The 12,770-nt window shown below is 61.4% G+C and carries 12 protein-coding genes; 11 read left to right on the top strand and 1 reads right to left on the bottom strand.

Translation table 11 applies throughout. The features are described from left to right. The first annotated feature begins 670 nt into the window (after positions 1 to 670). From pdsR to IEX75_RS05375, 10 genes are all read left to right on the top strand, one after another. Positions 671 to 1,360: a proteobacterial dedicated sortase system response regulator gene (gene pdsR / locus IEX75_RS05420; protein ID WP_188793197.1), complete on the top strand. Its 690-nt coding sequence runs from the start codon at positions 671 to 673 to the stop codon at positions 1,358 to 1,360. Next, positions 1,360 to 1,956 (top strand): hypothetical protein, encoded by a 597-nt coding sequence (locus IEX75_RS05415; RefSeq protein ID WP_188793196.1) that lies wholly within the window; start codon positions 1,360 to 1,362, stop codon positions 1,954 to 1,956. The genes pdsR and IEX75_RS05415 overlap by 1 nt, the downstream gene beginning before the upstream one ends. 30 nt (positions 1,957 to 1,986) lie before the next feature. After that, complete coding sequence (locus tag IEX75_RS05410) at positions 1,987 to 3,993, top strand: ATP-binding protein (protein WP_188793195.1); 2,007 nt, start codon at positions 1,987 to 1,989, stop codon at positions 3,991 to 3,993. Between the two features lie 184 nt (positions 3,994 to 4,177). Next, entirely contained in the window at positions 4,178 to 5,653 is a 1,476-nt protein-coding gene (gene trpE, locus IEX75_RS05405) for an anthranilate synthase component I (protein WP_188793194.1), read from the top strand. Between the two features lie 3 nt (positions 5,654 to 5,656). Beyond that, complete coding sequence (locus tag IEX75_RS05400; protein ID WP_188793193.1) at positions 5,657 to 6,331, top strand: hypothetical protein; 675 nt, start codon at positions 5,657 to 5,659, stop codon at positions 6,329 to 6,331. 165 nt (positions 6,332 to 6,496) lie between these two features. Continuing rightward, positions 6,497 to 7,096 (top strand): anthranilate synthase component II, encoded by a 600-nt coding sequence (locus IEX75_RS05395; protein ID WP_188793192.1) that lies wholly within the window; start codon positions 6,497 to 6,499, stop codon positions 7,094 to 7,096. Further along, complete coding sequence (gene trpD, locus IEX75_RS05390) at positions 7,093 to 8,145, top strand: anthranilate phosphoribosyltransferase (protein WP_188793191.1); 1,053 nt, start codon at positions 7,093 to 7,095, stop codon at positions 8,143 to 8,145. Before IEX75_RS05395 ends, trpD begins: the two co-directional genes overlap by 4 nt. Positions 8,146 to 8,202: 57 nt before the next feature. Next, positions 8,203 to 8,997 carry an indole-3-glycerol phosphate synthase TrpC gene (trpC, locus tag IEX75_RS05385; protein ID WP_188793190.1) on the top strand — a complete coding sequence of 265 codons (795 nt, stop codon included), beginning with the start codon at positions 8,203 to 8,205 and terminating at the stop codon, positions 8,995 to 8,997. Between the two features lie 2 nt (positions 8,998 to 8,999). Next, complete coding sequence (locus tag IEX75_RS05380; protein WP_188793189.1) at positions 9,000 to 9,701, top strand: haloacid dehalogenase-like hydrolase; 702 nt, start codon at positions 9,000 to 9,002, stop codon at positions 9,699 to 9,701. Between the two features lie 86 nt (positions 9,702 to 9,787). Next, on the top strand, positions 9,788 to 10,756 hold the full coding sequence (locus IEX75_RS05375) for a bifunctional helix-turn-helix transcriptional regulator/GNAT family N-acetyltransferase (RefSeq protein ID WP_188793188.1): 969 nt from the start codon (positions 9,788 to 9,790) through the stop codon (positions 10,754 to 10,756). 87 nt (positions 10,757 to 10,843) lie between these two features. On the opposite strand, the gene crp is transcribed toward IEX75_RS05375, so the two are convergent. Continuing rightward, on the bottom strand, positions 10,844 to 11,539 hold the full coding sequence (crp, locus tag IEX75_RS05370; RefSeq protein WP_115494804.1) for a cAMP-activated global transcriptional regulator CRP: 696 nt from the start codon (positions 11,537 to 11,539) through the stop codon (positions 10,844 to 10,846). A gap of 414 nt (positions 11,540 to 11,953) precedes the next feature. Between crp and speD the strand changes: the two genes are divergently transcribed. After that, complete coding sequence (gene speD / locus IEX75_RS05365) at positions 11,954 to 12,739, top strand: adenosylmethionine decarboxylase (RefSeq protein ID WP_126685269.1); 786 nt, start codon at positions 11,954 to 11,956, stop codon at positions 12,737 to 12,739. Positions 12,740 to 12,770: the final 31 nt, after the last annotated feature.

Here is a 12,770-nt window from a genome sequence, read left to right as displayed (position 1 = left end):
GAAGGACGGGAGGCTCGGCCGTCAATCAGACCTCGGCGAGTTCCACGGCAATGGACTATGCGCCTGCCATGTATACGGACCGGGCTCTTTCCGAATGGTTCCCACCACATGCAAAAAATTCCTGGTCAAAAAAAATCCCCTCCGAGGGCGGAGGGGAAGGATGCCAGAGGAACCAGCATTGACCGGGAAATGGCTTGGCGATGCGATTTGCGAGCTGCCGGAAGATCCATCTTGCCGGGTGGCGCGACCGGTGCTCATCCCTGGCGCACCGATCGCGCCCATGCCTTCCACGGCAGCTTCACATCACACGGACTCAGTGCAGACTCATCAAGACGGCTAGTAGCAGGGAACCCACGGCCAGTACCACGCGCAGTGGTTCGAACGTACGAAGTTCGGCGTTCGGGTCGATGGAGGGATCAGCGCGCATAAGGTTAAGGCTCGTTGCGGTGTGGCGTTGGGGGATATCAAACACCCCGCCGGGGCGCAGCGACCGCCATCTCAAGGGCGTGAGGGCGATGGAATATGGCAGAACGCGGGCAAGCCGCATGCCCGGCTTGCGCGAGTCACGCCAGACATAGCAACCTGCGCCTAAGAGCCTGCTTGATGTCTCTGCGCAGCTCGCCGAGCCACGCAGAGACATCAAGCAGGCTCATTCTCACGAGGAATCCACATGGGACGTAACATCGCCATCGTCGAAGACGAACCCCTTATTCGCGCCAATTACGTTGAAGCCCTGAACCGCTTCGGTTACGACACGCGCGGTTACGGCTCGCGGCAGGAGGCTTCCAACGCCTTCGCCATTCGCCTGCCGGAGCTGGTCATCATCGATATCGGCCTGGGTGACGAGCCGGAAGGCGGCTTCGATCTTTGCCGCGAGCTGCGGGCGAAATCAGCCACGCTGCCGATCATCTTCCTTACCGCACGCGATTCGGATTTCGACGTGATCTCCGGCCTGCGCCTGGGCGCCGATGACTACCTCAGCAAGGACACCAGCCTGCATCAGCTGGCTGCACGCATTGCTGCGCTGTTCCGTCGTATCGAATCGCTGAAGGCTCCGGCCTCCAGCGAAACCGTGATCGGGCATGGTCCGCTCAAACTTGAATCCGAGCGCATGCGCGTGACTTGGGCTGATGTGGAAGTGCCGCTTACCGTGACCGAGTTCTGGATGGTGCACACCCTGGTGCGCTTTCCCGGTCACGTGAAGAACCGCGATCAACTGATGCGCGAAGCGGAGCTGGTGGTGGATGACGCCACCATCACGTCGCACATCAAGCGCATCCGCAAGAAGTTCATCGCGGTAGCACCGGAGTTCGATGCCATCGAAACCGTGCATGGTGTCGGCTACCGGTGGCGTCCGTAATGCGGCGCTTGTGGCTTGTTTTGCTGCTGAGTGCACTAGCGCCTTTGGTGTGCGCCAAAGATACCGATGCGCAAGGCGTGATGGTGTACGGCAAGGCAGATGGCAAAACGCCGGGTTGGGCCATCAGCACCGACCTGCCGAAGGGCTGGACGCAGGATTGCTGCACGTATGCGGCGGGTATCGGCGTCAATCTGGTGCTTTATCAGGGCGAATGGACCGGCAAGCCGGAGCGCGTGATGGTGCTCAACGTATGGCCGGTCAAGCTGCCCACGCTTGCCGCAGAAATTCAGGATGATCGTCAGCATTACCTGCAGTCCGACCCACACGGCAAAGCGGATGGTTTTCCGGTGACGAGCCCGTCGGCGATGGCGTGCCAAGGTGTGTTCTACCAAGGTTCCGATCATCTTGATGACGTTGTCGTGTTCTGCGATCCGGGTAAGGCGAGTGGGATTCGCTACAGCTGGTCGATGACCCTCAGTGCGGCCGATCCCAACCGGCAGGCGCTAATCAACACATTCAAGCAAGTGGTGCAGCACTCCAGTTACATGACCTACGTTCAGGGCTCGGTGCCAACGCATGCGAAAGCCAGGCAGTAGGCGGCCTGCGTAAAGCGGTATCGTCCAAGCATGAGCCTGCGCCAACAACTTCTCCTCGTTGCCCTCTGCACACTCGCCTTGCCGGTCGCAGGGTGGTTATACGTGCGACAGATGGAAACCCTGCTGCGCCAGGGGCAGGAGCAGGCGCTGACCGCGACAGCCACGGCCGTGGCGCGCAGCCTTGCCGTGACCGACATGCCGCTGCCGCAGCCGGGCAAGGGCTGGTACGTGCAGCAGGCGGTGAACCCGATCGTCGTCGATGGCTACGGCGACGACTGGGCACCGATGACGCCGTGGAGCCAATCGCTCGGCAAGCAGAACAAACTGCTGTTGGCAGAAGATGACAACGGTTTTTATCTCTACATCGATGTGCGAGCGGCAACTCGCACTCGCGCCGACGCTGGCGACGTGAATGCCGCCTCGTCCGACCATGTGATTCTCGATCTGGTGCAAGGCGATCAGCACCGGCGTTATCTCATCGCCAGTGCCGCACCGGGAGCATTCACGGCGCTGACGCTCGACCCGCCCGCAGGTGATCTGCCAGATCGAATCATCGGGCAATGGCAGGAAGACGGCAGCGGCTATCACGTCGAGCTGCGTCTGCCGCGTGGTCTTGGCTTGAGCGCGCTGGGCGTGGGTGTCTACACGGCAGCCGATGGCGGTGATCCGCTTGCGGCGGATGTCCGCCCGTTGTGGCGTTATTCGCAGGATCTGTCACAGGAACTCGTGCAATTGGCGCCGGACAGCACGCGAACGCGGCTGGTTACGCCGGAAGGCTGGCTGCTTGCGCAAAGCGGACACCTGACGACATCGGGGCCGCAGCCGAGCTGGTGGTCGTCGGTGATCTATCACTGGTTGCTTGCCAATCCGCTGGAAGAAGGTGAAGCGTGGACCACCGATGCGCCGCGCCTGGACTTGCCCGAAGTCAAAACAGCCCGCCATGGCCAGGCAACGACCGTGTGGCGCCAAGGCGAGCAGCGTGACAGCGTCGTGCTGGCGACGGCCGTTCCGGTGGAGCGTGGTCAGACGACCGTCGGCGTGTTGTTGCTGGAGCAGGCGAGCCGCGCCGTGCCTTTGCTGGCCAACCGTGCGTTTCTGAGCCTGCTATTGACCAGTTTCAGCGTGATGCTGGTGGCTGGCGCGATTCTGCTGTTCTTCGCCACACGCCTCAGTCTGCGCCTGGGCCGCCTGCGCGATGCGGTGGAGCGTGCACAAGTCAATGATGGCCGTCTGGACGGCCAAATGATCCAGAGCCATTTCCCGATGGCCGAGTCGGAAGACGAGATCGGCGACCTGGCCCGCAGCTTCCAGAAGCTGTTTGAGGCCGTCGGCGGCTACACCGATTACCTGCGCACGCTGGCGTCGAAGCTTTCGCACGAGCTCAATACGCCGCTGGCGATCGTGAAGTCCTCCCTGGACAATCTCGAGCATGCCGAACTTACCGATGAAGCACAGCCTTACTTGGCGCGTGCACGCGATGGTGTCGCACGCCTAGGCACGCTGGTCCGCGCAATGAGCGAAGCCAGCCGGATGGAACGCGCCATCGCCGCCGCCGAGCCGGAAGATGTCGATCTGGTGGACGTGGTGAGCGGCTGCGCCGAGGCGTATCGGCCGCTGGCCGGCGCGCGCCAGCTGGAATGCGTGCTGTCTGATCAACCGGTGCACCTGCATGGCGCACCGGAATTGATCGCCCAGGCGCTGGACAAGCTCTTCGACAACGCACTCTCGTTCACGCCTGCCGACGGCTGGCTACGCCTCAGCTTGCGTCCGGTGGATGGCGGCGCAGAGATTGAACTGGCCAACCAAGGGCCGCCGCTGCCTGCAGCCATGCAGGGCCGCCTGTTCGACTCGCTGGTGAGCTTGCGCGAAAAAGCCACGCCGGGGGACGCGCCGCACCTTGGTCTCGGTTTGTACGTGGTGCGGCTGGTGGCAGAACGCCACGGCGGCGTGGCCTCAGCGCGAAATCTTGAGGATGGCAGTGGCGTAGCTTTCAGTTTGCGGCTGTATGGCATGCCGAGACAGCGTCTCGCCGGCTAGGGTACCGGCAGTCTCGCCTCAAACTTCACGGCGGCCTTGTTGAAATTGCCTCCCCACGTGCTGGCTAGCGGGAGCCAATGGCATGAATGCCCCAGAACGCAATTCTCTTCCCCGAGACAGGGAGAGAAAAGCAACGGCCACCCTATACAATCTCCCCTTTCTGCGTTTCACGGACTTCCCGCACGTGATTTCCCGCGACGAATTCAATGCGCTCGCCGCGCAAGGCCATACCCGCATCCCGCTGGTGCGCGAGGTGTTCTCCGATCTGGACACCCCGCTGTCGGTCTACCTCAAGCTGGCCGACGGTCCCTACACCTTCCTGTTCGAATCGGTGGAAGGCGGCGCCACGTGGGGGCGCTATTCGATCATCGGCCTGCCGGCGAAGCGGGTATACCGTCTGCGCGGGCACGAGCTTGAAGTGGAAGATGCCGGCGAAATCATCGAACGCCGCCATCTGGATGATCCGCTCGGGGAGATCGAAACGCTGCGCCAGCAGTATCACGTGCCGCGCCTGCCACAGCTCCCGGCATTCAGCGGTGGACTGGTGGGCTACTTCGGCTTCGAGACCATCGGCTACATCGAGCCGAAGCTGGCGCAATGGGACCGCGCCGACGAACTCGGCACGCCCGATGTACTGCTGATGCTGGCCGAGGAAGTGGCCGTGTTCGACAACCTCAAGGGCCGTCTGTACCTGATCGTACATGCCGATCCTTCGCAGCCACAGGCCTATGCGCATGCGCAGCGCCGGCTCGATGCGCTCACCCATCGCTTGCGGCAAGGTGGTGCAGCGTATCCGCAGCTCACGCAGTCGACGGCGCTCAACGAGAGCGACTTCAAGTCCTCCTTTACGCGCGAAGAATTCGAGGCGATGGTCGAGCGTGCGAAGGAATACATCCGCGCCGGCGATATTTTTCAGGTCGTGCCTTCGCAGCGCTTGAGCGTCGGCTTCAATGCGCGCCCCGTCGACGTGTACCGCGCCTTGCGTGCGATGAATCCGTCGCCATACATGTATTTTGTTGATCTAGGCGATACGCAGATCGTCGGCTCATCGCCGGAAATTCTCGCGCGCATGAAGGACGGTAAAGTGGTGGTGCGTCCGCTCGCCGGCACTCGCAAACGCGGCGCCACCGACGAAGAAGATCGCGCACTTGAAGCGGAGCTGCTCGCCGATCCCAAGGAGCGTGCCGAGCACGTGATGCTGATCGACCTGGGGCGCAACGACATCGGCCGTATCAGTGATACGGGGACGGTCGAAGTCAGCGAGTCCTTCGTGGTCGAGCGCTACTCGCACGTGATGCACATCGTGTCGCAGGTACAAGGCAGCTTGAAGCCCGATGTCAGCTACATGGATGTGCTCAAGGCCACGTTCCCCGCCGGTACGCTCAGCGGCGCGCCAAAAATCCGCGCCATCGAAATCATCCAAGAACTCGAACCCTACAAGCGCAATATCTATGCCGGTGCAATCGGCTGGATTGGCTGGTGGGGCGATGCCGACACTGCCATTGCCATCCGCACCGCAGTCATCCAGGGCGGACGTCTGCACGTGCAAGCCGGCGCAGGCATTGTGTATGACTCCGATCCGGCATCGGAGTGGGAAGAGACGATGAACAAGGGGCGCGCGTTGTTCCGCGCCGTGGCTCAGGCGGCGAAAGGATTGTGAGACATGCGAAGCATCACTCGTGACGTTGGCTGCCTTGCTGTGTCCGTCATGCTGACATGCGCATCGCCTTTGCTGGCACGTGAATCGTCGTCAACCTGGCCGGACAGCGTGCTCAGCCGCACGCAAGCGCTGGCCGAGTTGCAAACCTTGAATGCGCAGTTGCTCAGCCATCCAAGCGCCACGCTGACGCTGGAGCAGTGGTGTGCCGCGCATCATTTGTCGCCCGAGGCGAAGGTCGTCGCCCATCGCGTGCACGGTGATGACAAGCCGCTTCCCGATGGTGCCCGCAGCTTGCTCGGCATCGGCCCCGACGAACCCGTGCGCTATCGACGCGTGGCGTTGAGCTGTGGAGATGTGGTGTTGTCGGATGCGGACAATTGGTACGTGCCGGCGCGCCTGACCGCAGATATGAATCATCAACTGGACACCTCCGACGTGCCATTCGGCAAAGTCGTCCAGCCGCTGCACTTCCGTCGCCAGACGCTCTCTGCCGATCTGCTCTGGTCGCCCTTGCCGGAAGGTTGGGATAGCGGCAAGCCCTTGCCACCCTCAAGCGACAGGCCGCTGGCCATCCCTGACCACGTACTCCAGCACCGTGCGGTGCTCTACACCGGCAACAACCAGCCTTTCAGTCTGGTCGTGGAAAGCTATACGCGGCATGTGCTGATAAGCCCTTAGTTTTTGATTTATTTGAAATTTCAGGTGGTCATCCTGATTGCGCCATCGCACATGACAGTTAGGCATGTACGAATACCGGCGCAGCAGATGACGCGGGCGAATCTCATCGCGCACAATGAGTGTCCTTGCCGCAGTGCGGCATAGCTCCATCCAGGAATGCCAGCCATGTTGCTGATGATCGACAACTACGACAGCTTCACCTTCAACCTCGTGCAGTACCTCGGCGAGTTGGGACAGGAGGTGAAGGTGGTGCGCAATGATGCGTTGGATGTGGCTGGCATTCGCGCATTGAGGCCGTCGCACATCATGATCTCGCCTGGCCCAGGTACCCCGGACGACGCCGGTGTTTCGCTGGCCTTGTTGCGCGAGTTGAGCGGAGAGATTCCGGTATTCGGCGTGTGCCTGGGGCATCAGGCCATCGGCCAGGCGTTTGGTGGCAAAGTGATTCGCGCCAAGCAGATCATGCATGGCAAGACCTCGCCCGTGCGCCATCTGGGCAAGGGTGTGTTCGCCGGCTTGCCGGATCCGTTTGAGGCCACGCGCTACCACTCGCTGGTGGTGGAGCAAGGGTCGCTGCCGGATTGCCTGGAAGTCACCGCCTGGACGGAAAACCCGGACGGCTCCATCGATGAAATCATGGGGCTGCGCCACAAGAGCCTGCAGGTCGAGGGCGTGCAGTTCCATCCCGAATCGATCCTTACCCAGTACGGTCATGACCTGCTGCGGAATTTCCTGGGCCTGCCGCTGCAAAAGCTCGCCGCATGACGGCGGGGCGCGCCATCACCATCACGCCGCAAGAAGCGCTGCAGCGGACGATCGAGCATCGCGAGATCTTCCACGATGAAATGATCGCGCTGATGCGCCAGATCATGAGCGGCGAAGTGAGTCCGCTGATGACCGCTGCGATCATGACCGGCTTGCGCGTGAAGAAGGAAACCGTGGGTGAGATCACCGGTGCGGCACGCGTGATGCGCGAGCTGTCGGCAAAGGTGGATACGTCGCCGCATCCGCATTTCGTGGATATCGTCGGTACCGGTGGTGATGGGGCATCGAGCTTCAACATCTCTACAGCGTCGATGTTCGTGGCTGCAGCCGCAGGCGCGCGTATCGCCAAGCATGGCGGGCGCAGCGTGTCGTCCAAGTCGGGTAGTGCGGATGTGCTCGAGGCACTCGGTGCGCGCATCGATCTCCAGCCGGCACAGGTGGCGCAGTGCATGGCCGAGACGGATATCGGTTTCATGTTCGCGCCCAACCATCATCCTGCGATGAAACAGGTGGCCCCGGTGCGCAAGGAAATGGGCGTGCGCACGCTGTTCAACATCTTGGGACCGCTTACCAATCCTGCCGGCGCCCCGAACATCCTGATGGGGGTTTTCCACCCAGATCTTGTCGGCATCCAGGTACGTGCCCTGCAGGCACTGGGCGCAGAGCATGCCCTGGTGGTGTGGGGGCGCGATGGCATGGACGAGATCTCGCTGGGCGCTTCCACCCTGGTGGGAGAGCTGCGCAACGGCCAGGTGCACGAGTACGAAGTGGAGCCGGAAGACTTCGGCCTGGCCATGGCCTCCAGCCGCAATCTGCGGGTGGAAAACGCCGAGGAATCCAAGGCCATGCTGCTGGATGCCCTGGAAAATCGCCATGGCGTGCCGCACGACATCGTCTGCCTGAATGCGGGAGCCGCGTTGTACACCGCAGGCTTGGTCAAGAGCATCGCCAGCGGCATCGAATTGGCCCGAACCACCATCGCCAGCGGTGCGGCACGTGCCAAAATGGACGCGTTCGTGGCGGCCACCCGGCGGCTGGCGGAGAGTTGACCCGGCCGCGGCTTTGCCGTCTTCTTAGGTTTCCTTATACATGCCGATCAGAACCTCATGACCGACATTCTTCAACGCATTCTTGCCCGTAAGGCAGAAGAGCTCGCCGAGCGCAGCGCCAAGTTGCCGCTGAAGGAATTGTCCGCACGCGTGGCGGACATGCCCGATACGCGCGGTTTTGCTGCTGCCATCGAAGCAAAGATCGCCGCAGGCGACTCCGCGGTTATCGCCGAGGTGAAGAAGGCCAGCCCTAGCAAAGGCGTGATCCGCGCCGATTTCGATCCGGTGGCGATTGCACGCAGTTACGAGCTTGGTGGTGCGGCGTGCCTGTCCGTGCTGACAGACAAGGACTTCTTCCAGGGAAGCGAGGATTTCCTGCAACAGGCGCGCGCCGCATGTTCGCTGCCCGTACTGCGCAAGGATTTCGTGATCGATCCCTATCAGATATACGAAGCCCGCGCGATCGGTGCTGATTGCATTCTGCTGATCGTGGCAGCGCTGGGCGATGCGGATCTGCTGGAATTGTCGCTGCTGGCGGCCGAACTGGATCTGGACGTACTGTGCGAAGTGCATGACGCTGAAGAACTGGAACGCGCGCAAGCCGTGCCGGTACCGCTGATCGGCGTCAACAACCGCAATCTGCGCACCTTTGAAACCTCGCTCGAAACCACGCTCGAGCTGCAACAACTGATGGAGTACGACCGCATCCTGGTCGCCGAGTCAGGTATCCACACGCCTAAAGACGTGGCGCTTTTGCGTGAGGCGGGAGTCAACGCATTTTTGGTCGGCGAGGCGTTCATGCGCGCGGCCGATCCCGGGCAGGAACTGAAGCGGCTGTTCAATACGCACTGATCATGTTTACAGGGGAAATGACTCACGCACCGGCCGATGCTGGTGGCGACGCTGATGCGTCCCGCACGGTGCTGTTCGATTTTGATGGCGTGCTGTTTCAGGGCGACGCCTTCGAGCAATTCATCCGGCATCGCTATGCCAGCTCGGCGATCTACAAAGTGCTGGCGGTGCTGACCGTGCCGTGGTGGCTGCTTTGCGGTGTGTTTTCCCGCAGGCGTGCGGCATGGGCGCTCACCCACGTAGCGCTGTGCGGCCTTGGTGCGCAGCGCTATCAGGCCGCCGCCGAAGCCTTCGCCGATGAACTCGTGCGCCGTCCGCGCCAGTTCTATCGCGTTGGTCTGAGTGTGCTGCGCCGGCATCTGGCGGAAGGTGACAACGTGATTGTCGTCACCGGCTGCGAGCGGATGTTGGTGACACGCCTGCTGAGCCAGTTGGGCCTGCCCGAACTGACCATCGTCGCCACCCAACTCAAGCCCGGTTTGTTCGGCATGCGCTTGCAGATGCACAACATTGGCCGCCGCAAGGTGCAGAACCTTGCCGCCAAGGGCGTAACGACCTGGCGGATGGCTTACAGCGATTCCTTCCAGGACATGCCGATGCTCAAGCCCGCCGTCGAGGCGGTGCTGGTCAACGGCACCCCCAAACTGTGCAAGCGAGTGGAGAAGGCGCTGGGCAGGACGGTAACGCGGGTGGCGTGGTACTGAGTGTTGCTCACTGCTTCGGAGGGGCTTGCGAGCGCAGTCTGACAGAGATACGTTAGTACTTACGTATTTGTCCTATAGGCCACTCCATGTATCTGGCATCCCTGGGAAAATTGGCACTCGGCAGCCGCCTGAAAGCCCTTAGCGATCACTTTTACGGCGCGGCCGACGAGGTTTATCAGACCCTCGGCGCTCGCATCGAATCCCGCTGGCTGCCAGTACTGCGGTATCTGTGGGATACCGGCCCCAGCTCGGTGACAGAAGTGGCTGACGCCATCGGCCAGACCCATTCGGCCGTAAGCCAGCTCACCGACAAGCTGGTGCGTGCCGGCATGGTGCGGCGTCGGAGGGATCCGGCAGATGGCCGTCGTACCGTGTTGGTGCTTACCGACAAGGCGCATGCATCGCTGGCCGAGCTCGGTCCAATCTGGTGTGCCGTGCGTCGGGGCGTCACTACCTCGCTGGCGGAGCATGCCGCGCAACTGCTGGATGCGATTGCCGCATGCGAACGTGCCTTGCAGGAGCGTCCCATTACCGAGGCAATCCTGGCCGAGCATGCCGCGATCAAGGTTGCACCGCTAGAAATCGTGCCTTACGCGCCGGCACTCCGAGAAGACTTCTACCGCTTGAACGCGCAATGGCTGGAACGCTATTTCCGCATCGAAGATATCGATCGCACGGTGCTAAGCGATCCGGAGCGTTACATCCTCCAACCGGGAGGTGCGATCTTCTTTGCACGGCTGGGTGAAGAGATCATCGGCACTTGCGCCCTGCTGCACGAATCGCCGGGAGTCTTCGAGCTCACCAAGATGGGCGTGGATGAAACGTTCCGCGGCCTGGGAGCCGGGAAGCGTCTACTGGATGCATGCATTGGTGAATTCCATCGGCGCGGCGGCCACACATTGTTCCTGGAATCCAACAGCAGCCTCAAGCCGGCGTTGCGCATGTACGAGAAGGCCGGCTTTGTACTGCAGCCGTCGATACGACCCGGCTCGCACTATGAGCGGGCGGACGTGTACATGATTTACCAAGCGCCTGTGGAAGCGAAATTCGCTTGATTTGTCGTCCCCGCGAAAGCGGGGATCCAGTGACTTTGAACAGGCTGGCGCCAGGCCCCGGCGTTCGCCGGGGCGATGGCATGGAACTCAGCGCGTACCACGTACCACGATCGTCTTGCCCGACACATCGATCATCCCTTGCTCCTCGAGCTGCTTGAGCACGCGGCCCACCATCTCACGCGAGCAGCCTACGATGCGGCTGACTTCCTGGCGCGAAATGCGGATCTGCGTGCCTTCGGGATGGCTCATCGCATCAGGTTCCTGGCACAGGTCCAGCAGGGTGCGGGAGATGCGGTTGGTGACGTCCATGAAAGCCATGCGGCTCACCTGGCGCGAGGTGCGCAACAGACGATGCGTGAGCTGGGCGCCGATGGCGAACAGGATCTTGGGGCACTCTTCGCGCAGCGGGCCTTCCATCAGCTGGAACAGGCGTTCGTAGCTGATTTCGGCCATCTCGCAGGGGCTGCGCGTGCGCACCATCGACTCGCGTTGTGCCTGCTCGACGAACAAGCCCATTTCGCCGATGAACTGGCCGCGGCTGATGTACGCAAGGATCAGCTCACGACCTTGCTCGTCTTCCGTGCAGACGGCCAGCGAACCCTCGATCACGTAGTAAAGCGTGTTGGCAGGGTCGCCGGGGCGGATGATGGCAGTTTTGCCCGGGTAGCGGCGACGGTGGCAGAGCCCAAGGAAACGCTCCATGGAGGCCGGGTCGGGCGCAAAGCCGAGCGGCGCCTGTGAACGTTCGAAGGCCTGTTGTAACTGGTATTTCAGTTGCACCACAGAAGTTTTCCCCAAGCTGAGTTGGTCTCAATGGCCGCCCATCCCGCGACCCGGTCTGAATCCATGCGCATCCCCTGCGACTTTCGCATTATGGCAAAGACATGTGAAGCAGAGGGATGATCTGAGGCACATCGCATAGACGGCGTGATAGCCCGTCGGAGCCCTGCGTTGCGAAGCTGATCTCCCATACGCTCGACTGCTAGGCCGACAACGCTGCACTGCGGAAAAATCGGTTCTGTTTTTCTCCAAATTGCCGCATACTTCGCAGTCTTCCGGACGGTGGCGGCCGCTTTGCCATCGTCCGTACACAAGGGGCGTGCAGGATAAGGGTCCAGCACGCTTTTTCAATCAGCGGGGACCCTTGTAGCTAACCCGCCTCACCTGTCGGCCGTGACCCGGCCATGGAGTGTCGCCGTGGTGAAACCCCTCCCGCGCCTGCGTTTGCAGGGCTTCAATAACCTTACCAAGGCCCTGAGCTTCAATATTTACGATATCTGCTACGCGGTATCCGAAGATCAGCGCCAGCGCTATATCGAGTACATCGACGAGCAGTACGACGCCGATCGTCTCACGCAGATCCTGACCGATGTGGCCGAGATCATTGGTGCGAACATCCTCAATGTGGCCCGTCAGGACTATGACCCGCAGGGCGCCTCCGTGACCATCCTCATCTCCGAGGAGCCGGTGGTGGAGAAGCTCGGCCGCGACACCATTTCGGATGCCGTGGTAGCCCATATGGACAAGAGCCACATCACTGTCCACACCTATCCGGAAACGCATCCGCACAACGGCATTGCGACCTTCCGCGCGGACATCGACGTCGCCACCTGCGGTGTGATTTCCCCGCTGAAGGCACTGAATTACCTGATCGACAGTTTCGAGTCGGACATCGTGGTGTGTGACTACCGCGTGCGCGGCTTCACTCGCGACGTGAAGGGCAAGAAGCACTTCATCGACCATAAGATCAATTCGGTGCAGGACTATCTGGCACGCCACATCCGCCAGAAGTACGAGATGTTTGACGTGAACGTGTATCAGGAAAACATTTTCCACACGAAGATGCACATCAAGGACTTCGACCTCGATACCTACCTGTTCGAGGCGCACGCCGATGATTTGTCGTTCAAGGAACGGCAGAAGATCGAGCAGCTATTGCGCCGGGAGATCGAGGAACTGTTCCACGGGCGCAATCTGATGTGACGAAAAACCCGCCGAAAGGCGGGTTTTTTTA

Source organism: Dyella nitratireducens, from assembly GCF_014642835.1.
GTDB classification, from domain to species: Bacteria; Pseudomonadota; Gammaproteobacteria; order Xanthomonadales; family Rhodanobacteraceae; genus Dyella_B; species Dyella_B nitratireducens.
Note: the sequence above shows the minus strand (reverse complement) of the source record. Positions and strands in the feature narration are given on the sequence as shown.